Source organism: Pantoea sp. X-Soil-TKNS-1211, from assembly GCF_059730495.1.
The window spans coordinates 628,121-650,967 of the sequence record NZ_AP035954.1; the positions used below are offsets into that span (position 1 = coordinate 628,121).

Here is a 22,847-nt window from a genome sequence, read left to right on the forward strand (position 1 = left end):
CGCTATTGCAAAACCAAACAGACTCTCAAGAAAAATTAATCCTGATAAGAATAAGCTTACAAAGCGAAGCGTAACATGATGAATTGGTGAGATATTGGAAAGGTTAAGATAAAACTCAATAAATGATTGATTTATCTGATATGACAGAATCCTTTCGTTCACAATTGGATATCTTTACAATGATTTTCATATAATAACAATGTAAAGAATATATAATCTGTTCAGGTTAAAATAAAACAGTAAAAATTAATCCAGCTAACCTAAAAATTGTGATGCGAAAGAAAAAAAGCCATATCATCATGATATTTAATGACATTGAAAGAAATCAACATCCGTAATTAACGATATATTTGCAATAAGATGAAGTTTAGGAATGCTCTTATGGTGTTTATAAGGCCAGAGCATGGCATATATACTCTTTTTAGCCAAAGAAATTCACACTGCAATTGCAAAGGCAGAATAGAGATGAAAGCAACTTTTTATTTCCTTAGTGCTTTACCACCAGCAATCATAACGTTAAGTCCATCTATTCATGCAGCAAGCAATGCCGAGCATAAGTTTATTATTGAAGCTTACGGTGGCTCCAGCACTCAAGGCGCGATGGCAGTGCGAGAAAATGGCAAGGTGCATCCCATTTTTATAAAAAATAATGAAATAGGTCTGATTAACCAATTCATCAAAGAGAAATATGGTGATGGGATTCAGGTTGTCAATAAAGGAGCTTCGTCTTCACAAGCGATGGATCTGCTGCACGGCAAATACTTTTATAAAAACAATAAAAGCTGGAGCGAGGAGATGAAAAAATCTCCGGCCCGAATCATCCTGTTGAATTTTGCCACTAACGATGCCAGACATTTTCATTATCAGGATATTGAACCTGACTATCGCGTGAGTCCGGTGCAATACAATAAGGTCATGGCGCAACTGGTCAACATTGCCCGTGCCGCTGGTAAGGAGGTGATTTTACAGGAACCCCACCCTATTTGCGGCGGAGCCGCCAAGTGGAATATCGCCCCTTATGTCATACAACTGGATAAGCTGGCGCGCAGCGAATCCGTGCCTCTGTCAAAGCAATATCAACGCATCCTGAAGATGAATAACTGGCAGTCATTGTTATCACCGGATTGTGTACATCCTTCAGAAGCACTCTATCGTATTAAAGCGGAAGAGACGTTCTCGGTGTTGGTGACGCATTACGGCGCGCAGTTAGCTGCGGCAGGGACACATCCGTAATAGCGCGATAAATCGCGCCGCTACATAATCTGCCTGCACATAGCGCGATTTCCTCCATGTCCGAATGGCTACATTTCTGGTATACATATTCCTCCAATCAGTGTGGAGCAGACAGCAAAACTATGGCGCAGGATCTTCTGAAAGATGTGGTGTACAAACGAATCAAGGACATGATCGTTAATGGCTCGCTGCCGATGGGCGGTAAGCTTTCAGAATCTGCCCTCGCTACCCGTTTAGCCGCCAGTAAAGCCCCGGTGCGTGATGCCTTACGCCGTTTGCAAAGCGAAGGTTTGGTACAAATCAAACCGAAAAGCGGCACCTTTGTGTTTAGTCTCAATGATCTGGAATTTAAAGATCTGCTGGAGTTTCGCTTCTATGTCGAATCGAAGGCGATGGAACTGGCGCTGAAGAAGAACCCGAAACAGTTGGTGCAGGAAATTTCGGCAATTCTCGATAATATGGAGTTCTGCATCAACAACGGTTCCAGCGTGGAATATATCCGGCTGGATAACCTGTTCCATCAGGCGTTGTTTACCTGGTGCCAGAACCCTTATCTCGAACAAGCCTACACCCTGATCTCATCGCGCATGGCGACCATTCGTAATTATCTCGGCAGCAACGACGAACATATGCATCGTTCATGGGATCAGCACGTCACTATCGTGACCGCGCTACGTAACAACGACTACGACAGCGCGCTGGTGGCGTTACAAGGTCATATCCTGCCGGAGTTCGGTGCCTACTGGGGTCTGCTTTAATTCGGCCTGCGCCGGACTCGCGTCTGGCGCAGGCGTAGATTGACCCATAATCTCCCTTGTCATCCCTGGGTTATTATTGTTATGTTATAACATAACAATAAATGATTCAGAGGTTATGCTATGTCGCTCATTCAGGATTCACGTCTTCCCGTCACCGTTCTTTCTGGTTTTCTTGGTGCCGGGAAAACCACGTTGCTCAATCATATTCTTAACAACCGAGAAGGCCGCAGGGTCGCGGTGATCGTCAATGATATGTCGGAAGTGAACATAGACGCCGCGCTGGTACGCAATGGTGGCGCAGAACTTTCACGTACCGATGAAAAGTTGGTGGAGATGAGCAACGGCTGCATTTGCTGCACCCTGCGCGAGGATTTATTGCTGGAGGTGCGCCGTCTGGCCGAGGCAGAACGCTTTGACCAGTTAGTTATCGAATCCACCGGCATTTCCGAACCGCTGCCGGTCGCGGAAACCTTTACTTTCGAGGACGAAGATGGCCAGAGTCTGTCACGCTTCGCCCGGCTGGATACCATGGTGACCGTGGTAGATGGTTATAACTTCTTGCGCGACTATCGCTCAACCGATTCCCTGCAAGCGCGAGGCGAGTCGCTGGGCGAAGCCGATGCCCGTTCGGTGGTGGATTTGTTGGTCGATCAGATCGAGTTTTGCGATGTGCTGGTGGTGAATAAAACCGACCTGATTAACGAAGACGATCAGCAAACGCTATACGCCATGCTGCGTTCACTCAACCCACGCGCCAGAATTGTCTTTTCACGCTTTGGCGAGGTGCACTTAGATGAGGTGCTGGAAACCGGACGTTTTGACTTCGACGCTGCCGCCCAGGCTCCCGGTTGGTTGCAGGAACTACGCGGTGAACATCAGCCGGAAACGGAGGAATACGGTATCCGCAGTTTTGTCTATCGCGCGCGTCGTCCGTTCCATCCGCAGCGATTCTGGCATGCAGTCAATCACCAACTGGAGGGGGTAATCCGCTCGAAAGGTTATTTCTGGCTGGCGAGCCGCCCGGAGTATGCGGCGATGTGGTCGCAGGCGGGAGCAGTGGCGCGCCAGGGGTATGCCGGGCATTGGTGGGCGAGTATCCCGCGTGAACGCTGGCCGCAGGATGAAGAATCACTGGCGTTTATTGCCCGACACTGGCAGGAAGGCATCGGTGATGCCCGTCAGGAACTGGTGTTTATCGGCATCGAAATGGATGAAGACATGGTGCGGAATGCGCTGGATCACGCTCTGCTGACACCCGCAGAGATGGCGGCAGGTCCGGCAAGCTGGGTGCAACTGCCCGACCCGCTGCCGGAATGGTTCGAGCGTGATGCCGTGGACGCCTGATCGCACAGATAGCAACAAATGGCTACGTTTTTCCCTGGAAGTGAGGAGTATGCTGATTCCCAGTATTTACCCTTACAGGAGAAGACGTTATGCCAGAAGTTGTTGTTTATGCCGCGGAAGGCCGCACCACTGAACAGAAAAAGAAACTGCTGAAAGCCATCACTGCGGCCGTGTCAGATTCGTTTGAAATTGATGCGCACTCCGTGGTGGTCTCGATTGTTGAAACACCGTTACATATGAAATCGAAGGGTGGCGTTCCGTTTGACGAGCGTTAACTGATGCCATTCTCCTGCCTGTTGGTATAACGGGCAGGATTTTCCCTCTTCCCTTTATCCTGTCAGCAAAAATCGTTACCCTAAAACACTCGCGCGATAAATTGTGTCGCTACACGCGTTTTTCTTTCTTCTGGAGTCTCAATGTCTCTGCCGTTGTTCCGCCGCCCTACCCTCAATGATGTTGACCGCTGCTTTGAAATTGAAATCACTGCCTATGAAGGCGATGAAGCCGCAACACGCGAAAAGATCGCCACCCGTATCGCCGACTATCCACAAGGTTTTTTGCTGCTGGAAGTGGACAGTCAACCCGTTGGCTTTATCAACTCAGGATGTGCCTGGGAGGTGGTAATGTCCGACGAAGCCTTCAAAGAGCTGGTTGGACACGATGCTGCCGCACCGAATGTGGTGATTATGTCGGTGGTGGTGGATCCGCAGTGGCAGGGCAAAGGCTATGCGGCGCAACTGATGCATACCTTTATTGCTGAGCAGCGCGCGCTGGGCAAACAAACTATTCACCTGATGTGCAAAACCCAGCATATCGAGTTGTACCGCAAGTTTGGTTTTGCTTACATCAAACCGTCTGATTCTGACCACGGCGGCATGGCGTGGCATGAGATGATTAAAATGTTGTGACGGTTGTACTTGCAAAGATATGTAGCGGCGCGATTTATCGCGCGGATCTGGCCGTGAAAAGAGCGCGATAAATCGCGCCGCTACCTCCTTATCATCCCTTACACACCGCAATTCCGCTTCGCAGTCAGCGAATTTTCAGTATCATAGCCCGATCTGTCGTTTTCTGGATTGCGTATGACCCCTCAACACAGTTCCCTGTTTGCACAACTTGCCACCATTCTGGCGGATGAAAGCCGCACGCCACTGTATAAACGCTTTGCTGCTGCCATTAAAGACGCCGTGCGTGCAGGCCAGCTGGTCCACGAAGAGATCCTGCCAGGTGAACGCGAGTTCAGCCAGTCGCTGGGTATTTCGCGCATTACGGTGCGTAAGGCAATGGATGAGCTGGAAAAAGAGGGCGTGGTGTTTCGCTCACGCGGTTATGGTACGCAAATCTGTAGCCAGTTCGAATATTCGCTGAAAGAACCGAAGGGTCTGTCGCAGCAGGCGGTTTTACGCGGCAAAAAGCCCGATACGGTGTGGATCAACAAAAGCAAAATCCGCTGCAATGCGGAGATTGAAAACTTGGGCTGAGCAGCGGTAGCGATGTCTGGCAACTGAAACGTATTCGCTATGTTGATCAACAGGCGGTGTCGGTTGAGGAGTCGTGGGTCTCGACGCAGTTGATTGCCGATGCTGACGATATTGGTATCTCGTTATACGACTATTTTCGTGAACGGCAAATCCTGCCGGTGAAGTCACAAAGCCGCGTCAGCGCGCGCATGCCGGATGACGCGCTGCAACAGCAAATTGCCCTGCCCGCCAATGTGCCGGTGCTGGTGATTAAGCAGCTGGCGCTCGACGCACAGGGCAATCCGCTGGAGTACAGCATCAGCTACTGCCGTAGCGATATGTACGTGTTTATTGCTGAGTAAGACGCTGCTGCCAGTAGGTCGCCAGCGTCGGCCGGTCAGGCGCGCAGTCACCGCCGCGTTGTGAAACCACATAAGAAGCCACGACATTGCCCAGCGCTACGCTGTCGGCCAGCGACCAGCCGGATGCCAGGCCTGCCAGCAACCCACCCGCATGGCTGTCGCCAGCGCCAATGGTGTCCACCACTGTGGTTGCCAACGCGGGCACCCAACCCTGGGTTTCAGCATCGCTATATCCCGCACCATCGCTGTCGAGTCGTACCACCATGGCGCTGCCAAAACGCTGCTGCCAACGCGTCAGCAGGACATGTGCATCAAAAGGTTCTGTCGCGCCAAGGCGTTCCTGCCACAGCAGCTCCGCCTCTTGTCTGTTCACTGTAATCAGTGGACTGAGCGCCATAACACGCGCGAATTGCGCATCCGCGATATCCGCCAGGCGCGGGCCAAAGTCCACCAGCAGCTGATACGGCCTGGACTGACGTTCCAGCCAGCTGATCAGCACCTCACCGCTTTTGCTGGTGAGTTGATAGCCGGAAAGATAGATCCAGCGCTGCGCCGGTTGCGGTAGCGTATCCAGCAACGCGGCGTCCCACTGATTTTCTACCCCGCTGACCGATAGAAAGGTACGCTCACCATCCGGCTCCACCAGCGCCAGGCACCAGCCATTATCGCCTGATGCGGTTTCCAGCACGCTTTCGATACCGTATTCCACCAGCTTCTGCCGCACGATCCCGGCCCAGACGCCGTTGCCCAGCGGCAACGCATTGATCGATGGCACGCCAAGGCGATGCAACGCGATCGCCACATTCAGGGCACAGCCACCGACATTAACGCCCTGCTGATGCAACTCGATATCACTGCCGCGATGCGGCAGCGAGTAAGCATCGGCAATCACATCCACCACCGCCGCGCCAATTACGCAAACCGGCAGGCGACCAGCCAGTCGCATCAGGTCATCGGGCGTCAACATAGGCGGCCTCACGCTGCTGGCGGAAACGGCTAAACGCACTGCTGTAGCGGGTGAAATCCAGGTTGTTGGCGGCATCAAGTTCGGCTTTTAACGCCGGATCGATGCCGTCAATCCCCTGCAACGCGCCACAAATCGCCACTGCCATCGCGCCGATGGTATCGGTGTCGCCCCCGAGATTGGCGCAGAGAATGGCGCAACGGTTCGGATCACCGGCGGCCAGTTCCACCATCGCAATCGCGGCAGGCACCGATTCAATGGTGCTGGTGCCTGTACCCACCACATCGTAAATCTGTTGCATGGTCGATTCGATCCCCCTGCCCTGCGCCACGACCTGCAACGCCAGTTCCACGCGAGCCGCCATGGAGGCACTGAAGGTGGTAACCCGTTTTTCCTGCGCTGCACGGGCAATCGACGGCAACTCATCGCGAATGGTTGCCCAGTCTGCCCCATCAATGGCGCGTGACACCGCCCAGGCGATAACCGTCGCCCCGGCAATAGCCACATCAGATTTGTGGGTCGGGCTGGACGCCACCGCCACCGCATCAATAAAGCCAGCCAGATCGCGCGTCGGTAACAGGCATCCCAGCGGCGACACGCGCATCGCCGCGCCGTTGGTCATGCCGTTATTTTCCAGCTGCGCCACTGGCGTACCGGCTTTCAACGCGTTGAGGGCAATTTTCGAGGTCGGTCCAAGCACATTTTTGTTGAAGGCATCAAAATCCTCAGCCCAGCGTAAAATATTGGCCCCGATGGTTTCGGCATTGACCGCGCCATCATGGGTGATGATGGCGTCGGCCAGAGCCAGCGCCATGGAGGTGTCATCGGTAAAGGCCGCCCGGCCAAAATAGCAGGCGGCATTGTTCTCAGCCGGGCCGGGCAGGAAGCGATCGATCCAGCCAAAATGCTGTTTCACGCGACTGCGCGGCCAGAGTTCCGACGGCATACCCATTGCATCGCCCAGTGCCTGACCATAGAAGGCGCCCAAAATCCGTTTTTCCTGGTGTGTCATTGTCATCGTTACTTCTCTTATTTATGGCTTTCAGCGGGTGCTGAAGTGTCGAAAACGGTTAACTCATCACTACGTTTTTTGCCGTCACGAAACAGCACGATAAAGGCGATGGTGATAATCACAATCATCACGCTACCGAACATCCACATCCCGGCCCAGTTAAATGTCTGGCCATTGATCGGCTTGTCGTAAGCGAACATCTCCTGCATCAGATAACCGCCGAGGCGGTAGCCCAGCAGGCTGCCGATACCCTGACAGGCGAGCGTAATCAAGCCCTGTGCAGCATTGCGCATCGCCACCGGCGCTTTCTTATCCACGTAAATGTAGGCGGTGATGAAATAGAAGTCATAGCTGACGCCATGCAGCAGGATACCCATAAACAGCAGGCCGAAGGTCAACAGGTTCTGATCGCCGCCAAACACGAAGAAGACATAACGCAGCGCGGCAGTTACCAGCCCCAGCAGCAACACTTTGCCGATACCAAAGCGCTTGATAAAGAATGGCAACGCCAGCAGGAAAAAGATTTCCGATACCTGGCCGAGGGTCATCCAGCCGGTGGCATGTGGCAGGCCCACTTCCGTCAGGTAGCCTTCGGCAAAGATGTAGTAGAACGCCAGCGGCATGCTGAACAGGAACGAACAGACAAAGAAGACGAGGAAGCTGCGATCTTTCAGCAGGTGCAGCGCATCGAGACCCAACGCCACACGCAGGCTGAATTTGCCGGTGCTTTTCGGTTCAGTGGCGGGCAACATCAGGGCAAAGATCCCCAGCAACAGCGAGCTGGCAGCGGTGATCAGCAAGGGGACGTTACTGGCCGAGATATCGCCGAAACCGAGCAGCGGCGGCAGGAAGCCACAGGCAATGCCGGAAGCGATCCAGCCGATGGTGCCCATCACACGCACTCGCGGGTAGTCGCGTTCGACATCGCCAACGTGGGAGAAGGCGATGCTGTTGGTCAGCGCAATGGTTGGCATATACGTCAGCGCATACAGCAGCAGCAGCGGGAAGAAGCTGCCGAAGTGCGTCTGTTGTGCGGCGAAGAACATCAGGACTGCCCCGGCAATCATCAGCAGCGACAAGACTTTCTGCGCCTGGAAGAAGCGGTCAGCCAGCGAGCCAACCAGAATCGGTGACAGGATGGCGGCGATAGAGGTGCAGGCATAGCACCAGGCAATCTCCATCGGTGTGAAGCCGTTTTTACTCAGAAAGGCCCAGAGCGGCACGAACCATGCCCCCCAGATAAACCATTCAAGGAACATCATGAACGACAGTTTTGGCATTGTATTTTTCATCGAACTTACTCCCCGGTGTTGGTAGAACCAATCTAACACCATTAACAATACCTTTATAATACCTTTAGCTGATACTTTGACCTCATCCACATAATTTTAACCGATGGTTAACAGGGCAGCAGATTGTGGCGGTAAATAAAAAAGCGCGATAAATCGCGCCGCTACGGGAGTAATTGTTTGTAGCGACGGGATTTATCGCGCGGATTTTAGGAAGGGATTAACGATTAACCAGTTTCGCCGGTAGGGCAATCACCAACAGGCAGCTGAGTAACAGGCAGACAGCAAAGAACCACAGCGCGCCATTACCGCTACCGGTGAGATCCAGGGCGATCCCCATCACCGAGTTACTGACCAGTCCGGCGATATTGGCAATGGAGCAAGCCAGCGCAAACCCTGCTGCCGCTGCTGTGCCTTTCAGGAAAGTCGCAGGCAGGCTGAAGAACACCGGCACCGCGCCGATGATCATCGCCTGGGCAACCGAGAACAGCAGCACCGTCATCATGACGTTATGGGAGAAAAAGGTGCTGGCCCCCATCGCCGCCGCGCCGATGATAAACGGCACGATAATATGCCAGCGGCGTTCACGCGTCCGGTCCGAGCTGCTGCCAATCGCCAGCATACCGATCAACGCTGCCAGGCTTGGGATGGCCGTCAGATAACCGATGGTGCTGATGTCGGTGGTGCCCGCGTTTTTAATAAAAGTCGGCATCCAGAAGCCCATAGCATAGGCGCTGAGCAGGATGGAGAAGTCGATTCCCCCCAGCATCACCACGCGGATATTCAGCAGGCCATCACGCAGGCGATGTTTCACCCCTTTCGCCTCGCCTTCATCTCTGTCGAGGTCGTTTTGCACCGCCTGCTTCTCTTCCGCACTCAGCCATTGGGCGCTTTCCACGCTATTCGGCAGCAACCAGAAGGTCATGATGCCCAGCAGCACGCTCGGGATACCTTCCAGCAGAAATAACCACTGCCAGCCACGCATGCCGTAAACCTCATGGAAATGGCCCATGATCCAACCAGAAAGCGGTCCGCCAATCAGGCTGGAGAGTGGCAGGCCAATCATAAACAGCGCGATGATGCGGCTGCGACGCCAGGAAGGGAACCATTTGGTGAGATAGAACAATACACCAGGTAAGAAACCGGCTTCCGCCGCGCCAAGTAAGAAACGAATGATGTAAAACTGCATCGGCGTTTGCACCAGCAAGGTGGCGGTAGACAGCAAACCCCAGGTAATCATGATGCGTGCAATCCAGATCTTCGCGCCGACGCGTTGCAGAATCAGGTTACTTGGCACTTCAAACAAAATGTAGCCAACAAAAAACAGTCCGGCACCGAGACCAAACGCGGTCTCGCTCAGCGACAGATCGCTGGCCATTTGCAGCTTCGCCAGACCGATATTGATACGGTCCAGATACGCCGCCAGATAACATAAACAGAGAAAAGGAATCAGTTTCCAGGTGATCTTGCGGTAAATCGCGGCAGTGTCCTCGGCTGCCAGCACAGCAGGACGGGTAGTAGCAACAGTCATGATTTTCTCCGGGCGCAATATCGTGTTGTTATGTGTTTCGCTTAAGTTTCTGCGCACTCCGTGCAGGTGAATAAGCGCCCTTAACGGGCGCTGAACTGTCCGAGATATTCCAGCGTGGTGGCTTTGGACACCACATCGCCGTACTTACTGTCGATATCAAACAAGTTGGCTTCATGCGGTGCAGCGTGGCGATCGCCGACGCATTCACGTACCACCATCGCACGGAAACCATACTGCAATGCGTCCACGGCACTGGCGCGCACGCATCCGCTGGTGGAACACCCGGCGATGATCAGGGTGTCGATTCCTTCCGTCACCAGCAGCGATGCCAGTGCGGTGCCAAAAAAGGCGCTGGCATACTGCTTGGTGATCACCACCTCGTCCGGCAGCGGCAACACGCCGGGGCAGAATGCCGCCAGTGGATTACCCTCCACCATGTCGCGCATCACCGGCGCTTTCTGCACCCAGATACCCCCATCCCGCTGATGCTGCGGGTGATAACGGATCTGGGTGTGGATCACCGGGATACCGCAGCGGCGCGCGGTCGCCAGCAAGGCTTCCGCTTCCTGCACCGCATCCACCACCCCCGGTGCAAACAGCGGGGCACCCGGCGTGGTGTAACCTTGCAGAAAATCGATCATCAGCAGGGCCGGACGCTTACCAAAGCCGATGCGGTTGCCCCAGACTCCGGCATAGTTATCACTGGCGCTTTGTGTCATCAGTTCACTCCTTACCAGGCACCGGACAGCAATGCACCGGCACCGGGTACCACCGGCTCCAGCTCCAGCGCTTTCAGCAATGCGTATGTGGTGGCGATCGCGGCGGTGATCACCGGCTTGCCGGTTTGCGCTTCCACTTTGGCGACTGCCGGCAGTGAAGGCATTTGCACGCACGCTGACAACACCACCACATCGACGTCATCCAGCGGCATATCGGCCACAATGCCCGGCAGATTGGCGGGATCATGACGGGCGACCGCGAGATTATCGGCAATCTCCAGTGCACGCCACACTTTCACCTCAATCCCTTCGCGCTGGATATAATCCACCACCAGCTCGGTGAGAGGTTTCATATAAGGCGCGACCAGGGCGATCTTTTTCGCGCCCATGATATGCAGCGCATCCACCAGCGCCCCGGCACTGGTGATTACCGGTGCCAGCGCGTCATTTTCTCGCGTGACCGCAGTAAGACGCGCTTGTGACTGGCGGTGATAACCCGGCCCCATCGCCATGATCGCCACCAGGCAGGCATAACCCAGCACATCGACTTTGGCGTCCGACAGTTCCAGGGCGCAGCGGTCCGACTCCTTATCCATCGCCGCCAGCTCATCTTTGTTGACGTGCTTCATGCGCATGCGGCTGGAGTGGAAGGTAAAGCGCTCGGGGCGGATCAACTGACGCGCCTGTAACATGGCGGGAATTTCAGTTTCCATCGTAATGTTGGAACTCGGCACAATCTGGCCGATACGGTACTGGCGGGTCATGGCTGGATCTCCGGTTGCAGGGTTGCGCCAAGGAATGAACCAAAAGCGGCGAAAAAGCCGGGGAAGTCATCCCAGGGGATCATATGACCGGCGTTTTCGACGTGAACGATTTCAATTGAGGGCAGCAGTTCGCGGATCTCGGCCTCATCTTCCGCCAGGATCACCCCACCTTTGCCCGCCACCATCAACAAAGTTTTGGCAGGCAACTGGCGAAAATATTGATGGATATCGAGCTGATGAAAATCATCGTAGGCACGACGGATGGCGGGTTCGAAGCAGGTATGTAACCACTCGGCGCGCAGTTGGCGCTGTTCTTCTGTCCAGCTCGGGCAATATTTCTTCATTGCTTCCGCATCCATGCCCTGCTCCGCTTCGCGGATCGAATCCTGATACCATGGCCACTGACCTGGATAGAGACGACGACCCGGCCCTGATACCGGTGGATCAATCAATGACAGCGACAACACGCTGTCTGGCTGTTTTACCGCCGCACGCATGATAAAACGCGCGCCCATTGAATGGCCGACCAGATGATACTGCGTCAGCCCTATTGCCTCAGCAAAGGCGTTAATATCGTCGGCACAGCTTTCAGTGCCGTAGTCCAGCCCCTCACCACTGCTGGATAAACCACGTCCGCGCACATCCAGCACCCAGGTATCAAACTGCTGCCCAAACACTTCCGCGACAAAACCCCAGGTAATCGCCGGGCTGGTGATGCCCGGCACCAGAATCAGGGTCGGGCCTTTACCGCCGTAACGCAGATAGTGCTGGCGAATGCCGTTCGCCTGCACCTGACCGCCGTTGACAAACGTGCTCATCACGCCCCCTCGCTTTTCAGCGGCGCGGCGAAGACATCGTAGCCGTACACCCAGGCCGGATCTTCCTGCGTACGCAGGAACGTGTTGGCGTTCGAAACCGACTGCACACGAGAGGCGCGCTCTTTGCGGTTGACTTCATACAGGCGGAAGGCGGTGCTGTAATCTTCCAGACCGGTTTCCGTCAGGCAACGTGCCAGCATGGCGGCATCTTCAATCGCCATCGCGGCACCCTGTGCCATATGCGGTTTCATTGGATGGCAGGCATCGCCGAGTAGCACAATGCGCCCTTCACTCCACACCGGCAGCGGCTGGCGGTTGAGCAGCGGCCACTTGGTCACGTTTTCGCTGCATTCAATCAGCGCCTGCACCACCGGATGGTAATGGCCAAAGGTTTCCAGCATCTCCTGCTGGCTGCTGTCGACAAAGCTGCCTTTGAAATCCCATGCCGGATGCGGCACACCGGAGACATAGTAATATTCGTCGCGTGATTTGGTGGTGTAGTACACCATCAGATGACGATCTTCCGACCACCATTTCACACAATCTTCGAAATCGAGGTTGTACTTACGCAGCTGTTCGCCACGGATCAACGCGCGATGCGCCACCCAGCCACTGTAAGTTGGCGCTTCTGCGCCCAGCAGGTGTTCACGCAGTTTGGAGTTGATACCATCGGCACCAATCACGATATCGGCGCGTTCTTCGCTACCGTCCTGGAAACGCAGCACCACATCGCTGCCGCTGTCTTCAACGCTGCTCAGGCATTTGCCAAAGTGGACCGAACCCGGCTCCAGGCTGGTCATCTGCATCGCTTGTAAATCGCCACGATGTACCGTGACGTAAGCCGCGCCGTACTCTTTGCGCGCAAACTCACCCAGCGGGATACGCGAGAGGTATTCACCGGTTTCGCCATCGCGACTGAACCAGAAGTCCGGATGTGAGGCCAGATCTTCCAGCTGTTGTTCGATCCCCATGCGACGAAACACCTTCAGGACGTTGGGTCCCATGTGGATGCCCGCGCCGAGACGCGAAAAAGCCGGACTCTGTTCGTAAACCTGCACATTGAAGCCCGCTTTCTGTAACAACGAGCCAGCAGCCAGGCCACCAAGACCTGCGCCAACGATCGCAATGCGTTTCATATTGCTCATATTTTCCTCTCAAAACTCACGCTGATTTAAAGGTACACCTGCGGCATTGGTTTCTGACCTCGCCTGAATTATCTAGTGTGTACGCTATAATTATTGGCGTTATTTTTTTGTGAATTGCAATGGTTATTGTGGTGAAAACTGCATGTCATGATGTTAATCACAGCATTGATGCTGCGTTAAATAGGCTTTTCTTATGACAAAAAGAAATGCTTGCACTCTTCTTCGCAACACGTCTATAACAAATATATCTAGCGTGTTCGCTACAAAAAGATGAAGTTTTAACCAGCAACATCGAAGCCAAGAGGAACCCACAATGGCCGTTAACCAGAGTCAGTTAGGACAGATGTTTGAGCAGGTGTTACGTCTGTCGAAAGTCGATGCCACACAAAGTGTTGCCATTCTAAAAAGTCACTATTCTGATGCACGCACCGTGCAAGCGGCGACCGATGCTGCACTACGATTGGGCGCTAAGGTGTATTGCGTGGAACTGCCAGCCTTTAATCATCCCACCGCGATGGGCAATGACATGACCGCCTACTGCGGCGATACCGCGTTAACCGGCAACATCGCCGCGCAGCGGGCGCTGGAAGCGGCAGACCTGATTGTCGATACCATGATGTTGCTGCACTCACCGGAGCAGGAGCAGATCCTGAAAACCGGCACACGTATCCTGCTGGCGGTGGAACCGCCGGAAGTGTTGGCACGAATGTTGCCAACGGAAGAGGACAAGTCGCGCGTGCTGGCCGCCGCCGCCGTGCTGGAGAAAGCACGCATGATGACGGTGAAATCCCAGGCAGGCAGCGATTTCCGTGCCCCGCTTGGACAGTACCCGACAGTGACCGAATACGGTTATGCCGATGAGCCAGGTCGCTGGGACCACTGGCCAAGCGGTTTCCTGTTCACCTGGCCGAACGAAGATCAGGCGGAAGGCGTGCTGGTACTGGAAGTGGGTGACATCCTGCTGCCATTTAAATCCTATGCCCGTGAACGTATTACGCTGGAAATTGAGAAAGGCTTTGTCACCAAGATCCACGGTGGCTTTGAAGCGGAATATCTGCGTGATTACATGGGTTATTTCAACGATCCGGAAGTGTATGGCATTTCACATATCGGCTGGGGATTACAGCCACGCGCGCAGTGGACTGCCATGGGCCTGCACGACAAAAACGACGGCATGTGTATGGACGCACGTGCGTTCTACGGCAACTTCCTGTTCTCCACCGGTCCGAACACCGAAGTGGGTGGCAAACGTAAAACGCCATGCCATATGGATATCGCGCTGCGCCGTTGTGACATCAAGGTTGATGATCTGCTGGTGGTCGCCGAGGGCGAAGTGGTGGCACCCGAAGCCTCACGCGCACGTTAATCATACGCAGGGAGCGGCTGTCAGCGCAGTGACAATGCATTACACTGCCTGGCAGTATCCGGGAAAAAGGACCTTTTTATGTCGCACGATCACACTTCCTCCGCGGAAGACAATTACGACTACACCCAACAGGTTGGCCATCTGCTGCGCAAGGTTTATCAGCGCCATGTGGCGATTTTTCAGCAACATGTGGGTGATTCACAGATCACGGCGGTGCAATTTATTACCCTCTGTGCGCTGCGCGACCACGGTCCGAGCGCGCAGAACGATTTAGTGCGTTATACCGCTGTTGATCAGGCCACTATCCGCGGCGTGGTTGAACGTTTAAAGGCGCGCGATCTGGTCAGTCTTGGCCCTGATCCGACCGATAAACGCAAGGTGATTGTGATGCTGACAGAATCAGGACAGGCGCTGATTCAGCACACCACCGACAACGCAGTTCGCATCACTGAAATGACGTATGGGCAGCTAAATCCAGCGGAACGAGTCGCGCTGGTTTATCTGCTCAGGAAAATGCTGGACGACACGAGCCAGTCATAATCCGGGGCGAGTGAGCCGCCTCGGTAAGGCGGTCAATAATGAAAATGATGGCACAACAGTCTGCCACGACGGTTTCACCTGCGGGTTTACGCTGTTATTCATTGAAGGTTAATGGCGAAGAGAAAGAAGTTACCAGCTATCGCGATACCTCGTTATTGCTGGTGTTACGCAATGAATTATCCCTCAACGGCCCGAAGTATGGCTGTGGGCTGGGCGAATGCGGTGCCTGTACCGTGATGATTGATGGCGTTGCCGCGCGTGCCTGTGTGATCCCGGCGTATGGCGTACGGCAGCGCGCGATTACCACCCTGGAAGGCTTAGGCAAACGGGATGCGTTGCATCCGGTGCAGCAGGCGTTTATTGAAGAACAGGCCGCACAATGCGGCTACTGCCTCAATGGCATGATCATGACCACCGCCGCGCTGCTACGCGATATTCCCTGCCCCAGCGATCAGCAAATCCGTTCCGCCCTGAGCGGCAATTTGTGCCGTTGTGGCACCCATCAGGAGATCCTCTGTGCGGTAAAACGCGCAGTGCAACTCTGCCTGCAACAGGCGGAGGCGCAGCAATGAGCCATGCCGCAGTGCCGACCCAGCAACAATTGCTGGCGGCTGACAATGTGTTGTTGATTGTGGATGAGATCCAGCCACCACCCGGTCTGGTGCCAAAAGGCCAGACACCGACCCTCAAACCCAAAGAACTGGCGTTATTTATCGCTATTGATGGCGAGGGCAAGGTGTGGGCCTTTAACGGTCACGTTGATCTCGGCACCGGGGTGAAAACCTCCCTGACGCAGATCGTGGCCGAAGAACTCAACCTGCGTATGGACCAGGTGCAGATGGTGCTGGGCGATACGTTACGCGTCCCCAATCAGGGTGCGACCATCGCCAGCGCTACCCTGCAGATTTCCGCCGTTCCGCTGCGTAAAGCCGCCGCTGAAGCGCGCCGCTGGCTTACACAACAGGCGGCAACACGTTTACAGGTTAGCGAAGCAGAGCTGACACTGGATGCCGGAGAATTCCGCCAGACCAATGGCACCGGTCTGAGCTTTGCCGAGCTGGTTAATGGTCAGCGCTGCCAGTTACGTATTTCTGATGATGCCCCGTTAAAGCCCGCCAGCGAATACCGGTTAGTGGGCACCAGCTCACAGCGTGTCGATATTCCGGGCAAAGCCACCGGCGAACTGACCTGGGTGCACGATATGCGTCTGCCAGGCATGCTGCATGGTCGCGTGATTCGCCCGCCCTACGCCGGTTATGACACCGGGCAATTTGTCGGTACGTCGCTGCTCAGCATTGATGAAAGTTCGATTGCTCATCTCGATGGCATCGTCAAAGTGGTACAAATTGCGGATTTTGTTGGCGTGGTAGCCGAGCGTGAGGATCAGGCCATCGCCGCGATGGAAACCCTGAAAATACGCTGGAAACCCTGGGAACATCTGCTGCCGGACATGCGCGATATCGAGAAAGCCATTCGTGACAACCCGCGCACTTCGCGTGTGGTACACGACACTGGGGAAGTGGACGCCGCACTGGAAAATGTCGCACAACGCTTTACCCGCAACTACGTCTGGCCATATCAGCTACACGGTTCTATCGGTCCCTCGTGTGCCGTCGCCGCCTATGATGCGGTTGGATTGCAGGTGTGGAGCGGTACGCAGAACCCGCATCTGTTGCGCGCCGATCTCGCCTGGCTGTTTGAGATCCCGGAAAGCGACATTGAAGTGAATCGCATGGAAGCGGCGGGTTGTTATGGTCGTAACTGTGCCGATGACGTCGCTGCCGATGCCGCGCTGCTTTCTCGTGCCGTCGGTCAGCCAGTGCGTGTCCAGCTTACGCGCGCGCAGGAACACGTCTGGGAGCCAAAAGGCACCGCGCAATTGATGGACGTAGACGGCGGTCTTGATGCGGCGGGTAACCCGCAGGTTTACGATTTCACCACCTCCTACCCTTCCAACGGTGCGCCAACCCTGGCGTTGTTGTTGACCGGGCGGGTGGACCCGGTAGCGCTGGCATACGAAATGGGTGATCGCACCTCGATCCCGCCCTATGACTTCCCACACATGCGCGTCACCATTGAAGATATGGCACCGATTGTCCGCGCCTCGTGGATGCGTGGCGTCTCGGCGCTGCCCAATACCTTCGCCCACGAATCCTATATGGATGAACTGGCACACGCGGCAGGTGTCGATCCGGTCGAATATCGCTTGCGCTATATCCAGGATGAACGCGCGGCAGAGCTGATCCGTTCGACGGCTGACCGTGCAGGCTGGACGCCGCGTACCGAACCGATGCAAAGCAGCAGTGAACCCGGCGTATTACGTGGTCGTGGTTTCGCCTATGCGCGCTACATCCACAGTAAATTCCCCGGCTTTGGCGCAGCCTGGGCGGCGTGGGTTGCCGATGTGGCAATTGATAAGCAGAGCGGCGAGATTGCCGTCACGCGCATTACCGTCGGCCACGACGCGGGCATGATGGTCAACCCTGACGGGGTGAAACACCAGATCCACGGCAACGTGATTCAATCCACCAGCCGCGTGTTGAAAGAACAGGTGACGATCGAAAGCAACATGATCGCCAGCCAGGAATGGGGCAGCTATCCGATCCTTACCTTCCCGGAGGTGCCGGATATCGATGTGATGATGATGCCGCGTCCGTATGAGCCACCGCTCGGTGCGGGGGAATCGGCTTCGGTGCCGAGTGCTGCGGCTATCGCCAATGCGGTGTTTGATGCCACCGGTATCCGTTTTCGCGAGTTGCCTATCACCTCGGATAAACTGCGCCAGGCGCTAAACGGACCGGATCCACAACCTGAACCGCAACTGCCTGCGCCAGTGCGTAAGAAAGCCACCCGCCGCCGCAAATGGGCGTTTGGCGGTGCGGCGGGATTACTGGGCGCAGCAATCGGCATTGCCACCAACGCCCTGCCGTGGCGTGCGGCTATCGCGCCGGTTACCCCTCCTGCGGCAGGTAGCTGGTCGCTGGAGATGCTGGAACGCGGTCGCCAGGTGGCGGCAGCCGGCGACTGCGCGGTGTGCCACACCACCGAAGGCGGCGCCACCAATGCCGGTGGCCTGAAGATGGACACGCCATTCGGCACGCTTTATACCACCAACATCACGCCGGATAAAAACACCGGCATCGGTAACTGGTCGTTTAACGCCTTTGACCGGGCGATGCGCCAGGGCATCAGCCGCGACGGACATCATCTCTATCCGGCATTTCCCTACACCTCATTTCGCCAGCTGAGTGAAGGCGATATGCAGGCGTTGTATGCATACCTGATGTCACAACCGGCGGTGGAACAGGCACCACCTGCCAATGAGATGCGTTTTCCGTTCAATATGCGCTTCCTGATGGCAGGCTGGAATACGCTTTATCTGCGCACCGGCGAATACCAGAACGATCCCACGAAAACTGCCGAATGGAATCGCGGTGCGTACCTGGTAAATGGCGCGGGTCACTGTGGTGCCTGCCATTCACCGCGCAATCTGATGGGGGCGGAAAAAGGTGGCGATCAGTTCCTCGCGGGCGGCTGGGTTGATGGTTGGGAAGCCCCGGCACTCAATCAGTTAAGCAAATCGCCGCAACCCTGGACCGCCGCCTCGCTCTACAACTATCTGCGTAACGGCTATGACGACAAACATGGCGTAGCGGCCGGGCCGATGGCCCCGGTGGTCAGCCATCTGGCGACGCTACCAGAGGCGGATGTGCGTGCGATGGCGAGCTATCTGGCGGATATCAATGGTCAGATGCCTGCGCCCGTGTCGCAACCTGCGGTGAAACCGGCATGGAATACCGCCGCCGGGGAGCGTCTGTTTAAGGGCGCATGCCAGGCATGTCACAGCGCCAGCGAAGGAGGTCCGAAGTTGTTTGGTGTCAGCCCATCCATGGCAAACAGCAGCAGCCTGACCAGCGCCACACCGGATAACCTGTTGCAGGTGGTCCTACACGGCATTGATAAACCCGCCACCGATGAGCTGGGTTATATGCCGGGCTTCGCCGCCAGCCTTTCCGATAAACAGGTCGCGGATATTGCCGCGTTTTTGCGCCAGCGTTACGCCCCGGATGAACCCGCCTGGGCTGACTTAACGGAAAAAGTGGCGCAGGTACGCGCGAACCCCAGCAGTCACTGATGTGGAGGAAAGTATGCTGTCACTCGATCAACGCGTGATTGACCAGGGGTTGCTGTGGCTGCAACAAGGCAAGGTGATCTGGCTATGTACCGTGCTGCATAGCTGGGGATCGGCTCCGCGTTCACCGGGAGCTATGCTGGTGGCGGATGCGGAAGGTCACTGGAGTGGATCGCTGTCGGGCGGCTGTATCGAGGAGGATTTCCTCGCGCGGGTACAGCAAGGCACGTACCCCCATGCCAGCGAGCGGGTGCGTTATGGCGCGGAGGGATTGACGCCACCGGTTCAACTGCCCTGTGGCGGTGTACTGGATGTGCTGGTGGAACGTCTTGAGCCGCAGGAGCGTTCTCTGGCGTTATTCGGTGCAATGCAGGAGGCACTGAGCGGTGGTCCGCTGCTGACGCGTTATATCACCCTTGGCTGCGATCATGAGTGGCAGCCGCTGGCTCCGGGCGCTCCCCTGCCCCTGCTCAGGTATGACGATGACAGCGCGGTGCTGCCGGTGGGGGCGGTGACCACGGTGTTGATCGCCGGTTACTCCGCCGTCGCCAGTGATTGTATCCGTCTGGCGTTGATGCTCGGTTTTCGCGTGGTGGTGTGTGAACATCGTGATGCTGAATTCGAACAATTACGTACGGCGGTGCTGGGCTGCGAAAATCTGCATTGTGTTCAGCAGCATCCGGCACGGTATCTGGAGCAGTCGGGGGCGTCGGCGGGAACCGCGATCCTCTGTCTGACGCACGATCCGCGAGTCGATGATTTAACGCTGATGGAAGCGGTGCATACGCCAGCCTTTTACATTGGTGCGATGGGATCGGCGAAGAACAGTCAGAAACGTCTGCAACGTCTGGCGGAGCTGGGGGGATTGTCGGATCAGGCGCTGGCGCGCATTCATGCGCCGGTCGGCCTGCCGATTGGCAGCAAAACACCCGGTGAGATTGCGCTGGCCACGCTGGCAGATATCGTACGCGTCAGGAACGGCTTCTAGGGTCAGGCAGGTCTGCATCGCGAATCACCCCGGCGTGCGCGCTGATTTTTTGCAGGATCGTCGGATCCAGCAGTGCGCGTGCGCCGTTATCTCCGGTTAACTCACTCAAAGCCTCACCATAACCGGTGGCAAATCCCACCGGATGCCCCGGCTGCTGATCCCAGCATAACCTGACCTGTTGAGCACCTGCGACCAGCGACTGCGCCACACACTGATGATCCTGCGCCGTCACCCACGCCATATCACCCGGTTGAATCAGCCAACCTGCCCAGTTTCTGGTCTGGCGCACGGCCGCAGCGATGCTCTCACCGCTGCCGTTGCTGGCAACGGTGATCGCGGGAATGTGGCATTGTTGTGCAAGATCGAGGATCGCATGATATTCGGGACGGGTAACCAGCAGCACGGGTAGGCCAGAGTCCTGTGCCTGTTGCAGGGTTAAGGCCAGCAGCGGTTGTTGGTTCTGCTGTGGTGCCAGCAGCTTGTTGCCCTGCCCTCCGGCGCGGTTAAAGCGTAAGCCCAGTCCGGCGGCAAGGATGATAATTCCGGGAGTGTGCATCTGTGGATCGATCATGACTGAGTTTGGGGCGCGTAGTATCGCGCGCCCCGCATGGATTAGCGACGATTTTTCCACACCGTCTGAATGTTGCAGAATTCGTAGACGCCAAAGCTGGACAGCTCGCGACCATAGCCGCTTTTCTTGACGCCGCCGATGGCAACACGGGGATCCGATGCGCCATTGCCATTGATAAATACCGCGCCGGTTTCCAGTTGCTGTGCCAGCTCATTCGCCAGCGCTTCGTCGCTACTCCAGATTGTGGCGCTCAGGCCAAACTCGCTGTTGTTTGCCAGCGCCAGCGCATGTTGCGCATCGCGGGCAACGGTGATCGCGGCCACGGGTCCAAAGATCTCCTGCTGGAATGCCGTCATCTCAGGTGTAACATCGGCGAGGATCGTTGGCGCATAGTAATTACCTGGGCCTTCGATTTTGTGTCCGCCGAGCACTACACGAGCACCTTCGGCAATGCTTTGCTGAACCTGGCGATCCAGTTCATCTCGCAGGTCGAAACGCGCCATCGGCCCGATATACGTCGTCTCTTCCAGAGGATCACCGATTTTCAGGGCTTGTACCGCTGCGCTAAAACGCGCCTCAAAGGCCTGAGAGACACTTTCTTCGATAATAAACCGTTTGGCTGCCATGCAGACCTGTCCGGTGTTCTGGTAGCGTCCTGTGACCGCTGAGGCCACAGCTGCATCCAGGTCTGCATCGGCAAGTACGATAAAAGGATCCGCACCTCCCAGCTCCAGCACGGTTTTCTTCAGTGCGGCACCGGCCTGTGCGGCAATTGCCCCGCCTGCCCGCACGCTGCCAGTGACGGCTACTGCCGCAATGCGCGGATCTTTGATGGCAATGGAAACACCCTCGTTATCCACGTTAATTACGGTGAATGCCCCTTTGGGCAAGTCGGTGGCATCAAACAGGCTGGTGATCAGATTGGCACAGCCCATCACACTCGGTGCGTGTTTTAGCAGGTAAGTATTGCCTGCCAGCAACATGCTGACGGCACCACGCAGTACCTGCCAGTAAGGGAAGTTCCATGGCATGACGGCCAGGATCACCCCCAGTGGGCGAAATGCCTGCCATGCCTGCTGATTTTCCACCAGCGTGGGTTTATCTGCCAGCATCGTCGGACCCTGTTCGGCATACCAGTCACACAGGTTGGCGCATTTCAGTACTTCAGCGCGTGCCTGAGCGATCGGTTTGCCCATCTCCAGGGTTGCCATTCTTGCCAGCTCATCCTGACGCTGACGGATCTGCTCAGCCAACTGGCGCAGGACTTTTACTCGTTGTTCCATGCTGGTCATACGCCATTGGCTGAAAGCTTGCGCGCTTTGCTGTAAGGAAGTATCCAGTTCAGCAGCGTTTTGTAGCGGCCAGGTTGCAAGGATTTCACCGTCAACAGGATTGCGTGAGATTACATTGTCAGTCATAAGTGCCTTCATCGTAAGTTTGGCTGGTCAATGAGGTGCACCTTACGCTTCGGCAGGAGTGATGAAAAATGAATATTAATGAGCAAGTTCTTCTCAGTGAATGAACATGCTGCTTGGCTGCTTGCAGCGCGCTAATGTTTTGATCCTGTTTCAATCCGGGTGGGAGTATTACCCTTTAGTATGTGATCGGTCTGCTATGCACAGGATTTTTCTGAGAGTTATTCAGTTATACAGTGATTAGATCTCTAATAAAGATCATAGAGAGATCTTAAAGAGATCCTAAGAGATCCCGGATCGTCGCAAGCCGTACAGGACAAGGGCTGAGAAGGTGATCGTGTTCACTATAATCAGTAAAGTATTCACTGTAATCAGCACTTTATTCACTATAGCCAGTAGAATGTTCACTATAAACAGTGTTAATGTTCACTGTAAT

General features: G+C 55.5%; 20 protein-coding genes and 1 pseudogene. 11 read left to right on the plus strand and 10 right to left on the minus strand.

What is annotated here, in order from left to right; translation table 11 throughout:
* Positions 1-465 precede the first annotated feature (465 nt).
* From AC6I8W_RS23340 to AC6I8W_RS23365, 6 genes and pseudogenes are all read left to right on the plus strand, one after another.
* Entirely contained in the window at positions 466-1,233 is a 768-nt protein-coding gene (locus tag AC6I8W_RS23340; protein WP_497838496.1) for an SGNH/GDSL hydrolase family protein, read from the plus strand.
* 122 nt (positions 1,234-1,355) lie between these two features.
* The gene (locus AC6I8W_RS23345) at positions 1,356-1,991 is read left to right on the plus strand and encodes a GntR family transcriptional regulator (protein ID WP_208726029.1); all 636 of its coding nucleotides are present in this window, start codon (positions 1,356-1,358) and stop codon (positions 1,989-1,991) included.
* A gap of 120 nt (positions 1,992-2,111) precedes the next feature.
* Positions 2,112-3,335, plus strand: coding sequence for a zinc metallochaperone GTPase ZigA (zigA, locus tag AC6I8W_RS23350; protein ID WP_497838497.1), 1,224 nt, complete (start codon positions 2,112-2,114; stop codon positions 3,333-3,335).
* A gap of 89 nt (positions 3,336-3,424) precedes the next feature.
* Positions 3,425-3,610, plus strand: coding sequence for a tautomerase family protein (locus AC6I8W_RS23355; RefSeq protein ID WP_497838498.1), 186 nt, complete (start codon positions 3,425-3,427; stop codon positions 3,608-3,610).
* A 141-nt stretch (positions 3,611-3,751) separates the two neighbouring features.
* Entirely contained in the window at positions 3,752-4,243 is a 492-nt protein-coding gene (locus AC6I8W_RS23360) for a GNAT family N-acetyltransferase (RefSeq protein ID WP_497838499.1), read from the plus strand.
* A gap of 174 nt (positions 4,244-4,417) precedes the next feature.
* Positions 4,418-5,157, plus strand: a pseudogene (locus tag AC6I8W_RS23365) (GntR family transcriptional regulator).
* Here AC6I8W_RS23365 and AC6I8W_RS23370 read toward each other — a convergent pair.
* From AC6I8W_RS23370 to AC6I8W_RS23405, 8 genes are all read right to left on the minus strand, one after another.
* A complete protein-coding gene (locus AC6I8W_RS23370) occupies positions 5,144-6,124 on the minus strand; it encodes a PfkB family carbohydrate kinase (RefSeq protein WP_497838500.1) in 981 nt (326 codons plus the stop codon). The pseudogene AC6I8W_RS23365 and the gene AC6I8W_RS23370 sit on opposite strands and share 14 nt — an antisense overlap.
* On the minus strand, positions 6,108-7,133 hold the full coding sequence (locus AC6I8W_RS23375) for an ADP-ribosylglycohydrolase family protein (protein WP_497838775.1): 1,026 nt from the start codon (positions 7,131-7,133) through the stop codon (positions 6,108-6,110). The genes AC6I8W_RS23370 and AC6I8W_RS23375 overlap by 17 nt, the downstream gene beginning before the upstream one ends.
* Before the next feature lie 17 nt (positions 7,134-7,150).
* On the minus strand, positions 7,151-8,425 hold the full coding sequence (locus AC6I8W_RS23380) for a nucleoside permease (RefSeq protein WP_497838501.1): 1,275 nt from the start codon (positions 8,423-8,425) through the stop codon (positions 7,151-7,153).
* A gap of 217 nt (positions 8,426-8,642) precedes the next feature.
* Complete coding sequence (locus AC6I8W_RS23385) at positions 8,643-9,953, minus strand: MFS transporter (RefSeq protein ID WP_497838502.1); 1,311 nt, start codon at positions 9,951-9,953, stop codon at positions 8,643-8,645.
* Between the two features lie 80 nt (positions 9,954-10,033).
* Positions 10,034-10,672 (minus strand): N-carbamoylsarcosine amidohydrolase, encoded by a 639-nt coding sequence (locus AC6I8W_RS23390; RefSeq protein ID WP_497838503.1) that lies wholly within the window; start codon positions 10,670-10,672, stop codon positions 10,034-10,036.
* Between the two features lie 11 nt (positions 10,673-10,683).
* Positions 10,684-11,436 (minus strand): maleate cis-trans isomerase family protein, encoded by a 753-nt coding sequence (locus AC6I8W_RS23395; protein WP_208726039.1) that lies wholly within the window; start codon positions 11,434-11,436, stop codon positions 10,684-10,686.
* Positions 11,433-12,254, minus strand: a complete 822-nt coding sequence (locus AC6I8W_RS23400) for an alpha/beta fold hydrolase (RefSeq protein WP_497838504.1) — start codon at positions 12,252-12,254, stop codon at positions 11,433-11,435. The genes AC6I8W_RS23395 and AC6I8W_RS23400 overlap by 4 nt, the downstream gene beginning before the upstream one ends.
* Entirely contained in the window at positions 12,254-13,399 is a 1,146-nt protein-coding gene (locus tag AC6I8W_RS23405; RefSeq protein WP_497838505.1) for an FAD-dependent monooxygenase, read from the minus strand. The genes AC6I8W_RS23400 and AC6I8W_RS23405 overlap by 1 nt, the downstream gene beginning before the upstream one ends.
* Before the next feature lie 313 nt (positions 13,400-13,712).
* Here AC6I8W_RS23405 and AC6I8W_RS23410 point away from each other — a divergent pair, with 313 nt between their 5' ends.
* The 5 genes from AC6I8W_RS23410 (at position 13,713) to AC6I8W_RS23430 (ending at position 20,425) form a co-directional block, all read left to right on the plus strand.
* The gene (locus AC6I8W_RS23410) at positions 13,713-14,765 is read left to right on the plus strand and encodes a 2,5-dihydroxypyridine 5,6-dioxygenase (RefSeq protein WP_013511165.1); all 1,053 of its coding nucleotides are present in this window, start codon (positions 13,713-13,715) and stop codon (positions 14,763-14,765) included.
* 78 nt (positions 14,766-14,843) lie between these two features.
* Positions 14,844-15,305 carry a MarR family winged helix-turn-helix transcriptional regulator gene (locus AC6I8W_RS23415; protein ID WP_497838506.1) on the plus strand — a complete coding sequence of 154 codons (462 nt, stop codon included), beginning with the start codon at positions 14,844-14,846 and terminating at the stop codon, positions 15,303-15,305.
* A gap of 44 nt (positions 15,306-15,349) precedes the next feature.
* The gene (locus AC6I8W_RS23420; RefSeq protein ID WP_497838776.1) at positions 15,350-15,877 is read left to right on the plus strand and encodes a (2Fe-2S)-binding protein; all 528 of its coding nucleotides are present in this window, start codon (positions 15,350-15,352) and stop codon (positions 15,875-15,877) included.
* On the plus strand, positions 15,874-19,440 hold the full coding sequence (locus AC6I8W_RS23425; RefSeq protein ID WP_497838507.1) for a molybdopterin cofactor-binding domain-containing protein: 3,567 nt from the start codon (positions 15,874-15,876) through the stop codon (positions 19,438-19,440). The genes AC6I8W_RS23420 and AC6I8W_RS23425 overlap by 4 nt, the downstream gene beginning before the upstream one ends.
* A 13-nt stretch (positions 19,441-19,453) precedes the next feature.
* Positions 19,454-20,425, plus strand: coding sequence for an XdhC family protein (locus tag AC6I8W_RS23430; RefSeq protein WP_497838508.1), 972 nt, complete (start codon positions 19,454-19,456; stop codon positions 20,423-20,425).
* Here the strand turns inward: AC6I8W_RS23430 and AC6I8W_RS23435 are convergent.
* Both AC6I8W_RS23435 and AC6I8W_RS23440 read right to left on the minus strand, forming a co-directional pair.
* Positions 20,409-20,981: a nucleotidyltransferase family protein gene (locus AC6I8W_RS23435; protein WP_497838509.1), complete on the minus strand. Its 573-nt coding sequence runs from the start codon at positions 20,979-20,981 to the stop codon at positions 20,409-20,411. The two genes, AC6I8W_RS23430 and AC6I8W_RS23435, sit on opposite strands and share 17 nt — an antisense overlap.
* A gap of 56 nt (positions 20,982-21,037) precedes the next feature.
* Positions 21,038-22,414, minus strand: a complete 1,377-nt coding sequence (locus AC6I8W_RS23440; protein ID WP_497838510.1) for an aldehyde dehydrogenase family protein — start codon at positions 22,412-22,414, stop codon at positions 21,038-21,040.
* Between the last annotated feature and the right edge of the window lie 433 nt (positions 22,415-22,847).

What these genes read in the sequence shown, in the direction of transcription:
- AC6I8W_RS23340 (WP_497838496.1), top strand. Translation starts at nt 466, where the DNA reads ATGAAAGCAACTTTTTATTTCCTTAGTGCTTTACCACCAGCAATCATA.
- AC6I8W_RS23345 (WP_208726029.1), top strand. Translation starts at nt 1,356, where the DNA reads ATGGCGCAGGATCTTCTGAAAGATGTGGTGTACAAACGAATCAAGGAC.
- zigA (WP_497838497.1), top strand. Translation starts at nt 2,112, where the DNA reads ATGTCGCTCATTCAGGATTCACGTCTTCCCGTCACCGTTCTTTCTGGT.
- AC6I8W_RS23355 (WP_497838498.1), top strand. Translation starts at nt 3,425, where the DNA reads ATGCCAGAAGTTGTTGTTTATGCCGCGGAAGGCCGCACCACTGAACAG.
- AC6I8W_RS23360 (WP_497838499.1), top strand. Translation starts at nt 3,752, where the DNA reads ATGTCTCTGCCGTTGTTCCGCCGCCCTACCCTCAATGATGTTGACCGC.
- AC6I8W_RS23370 (WP_497838500.1), bottom strand. Translation starts at nt 6,124, where the DNA reads ATGTTGACGCCCGATGACCTGATGCGACTGGCTGGTCGCCTGCCGGTT.
- AC6I8W_RS23375 (WP_497838775.1), bottom strand. Translation starts at nt 7,133, where the DNA reads ATGACACACCAGGAAAAACGGATTTTGGGCGCCTTCTATGGTCAGGCA.
- AC6I8W_RS23380 (WP_497838501.1), bottom strand. Translation starts at nt 8,425, where the DNA reads ATGAAAAATACAATGCCAAAACTGTCGTTCATGATGTTCCTTGAATGG.
- AC6I8W_RS23385 (WP_497838502.1), bottom strand. Translation starts at nt 9,953, where the DNA reads ATGACTGTTGCTACTACCCGTCCTGCTGTGCTGGCAGCCGAGGACACT.
- AC6I8W_RS23390 (WP_497838503.1), bottom strand. Translation starts at nt 10,672, where the DNA reads ATGACACAAAGCGCCAGTGATAACTATGCCGGAGTCTGGGGCAACCGC.
- AC6I8W_RS23395 (WP_208726039.1), bottom strand. Translation starts at nt 11,436, where the DNA reads ATGACCCGCCAGTACCGTATCGGCCAGATTGTGCCGAGTTCCAACATT.
- AC6I8W_RS23400 (WP_497838504.1), bottom strand. Translation starts at nt 12,254, where the DNA reads ATGAGCACGTTTGTCAACGGCGGTCAGGTGCAGGCGAACGGCATTCGC.
- AC6I8W_RS23405 (WP_497838505.1), bottom strand. Translation starts at nt 13,399, where the DNA reads ATGAGCAATATGAAACGCATTGCGATCGTTGGCGCAGGTCTTGGTGGC.
- AC6I8W_RS23410 (WP_013511165.1), top strand. Translation starts at nt 13,713, where the DNA reads ATGGCCGTTAACCAGAGTCAGTTAGGACAGATGTTTGAGCAGGTGTTA.
- AC6I8W_RS23415 (WP_497838506.1), top strand. Translation starts at nt 14,844, where the DNA reads ATGTCGCACGATCACACTTCCTCCGCGGAAGACAATTACGACTACACC.
- AC6I8W_RS23420 (WP_497838776.1), top strand. Translation starts at nt 15,350, where the DNA reads ATGATGGCACAACAGTCTGCCACGACGGTTTCACCTGCGGGTTTACGC.
- AC6I8W_RS23425 (WP_497838507.1), top strand. Translation starts at nt 15,874, where the DNA reads ATGAGCCATGCCGCAGTGCCGACCCAGCAACAATTGCTGGCGGCTGAC.
- AC6I8W_RS23430 (WP_497838508.1), top strand. Translation starts at nt 19,454, where the DNA reads ATGCTGTCACTCGATCAACGCGTGATTGACCAGGGGTTGCTGTGGCTG.
- AC6I8W_RS23435 (WP_497838509.1), bottom strand. Translation starts at nt 20,981, where the DNA reads ATGCACACTCCCGGAATTATCATCCTTGCCGCCGGACTGGGCTTACGC.
- AC6I8W_RS23440 (WP_497838510.1), bottom strand. Translation starts at nt 22,414, where the DNA reads ATGACTGACAATGTAATCTCACGCAATCCTGTTGACGGTGAAATCCTT.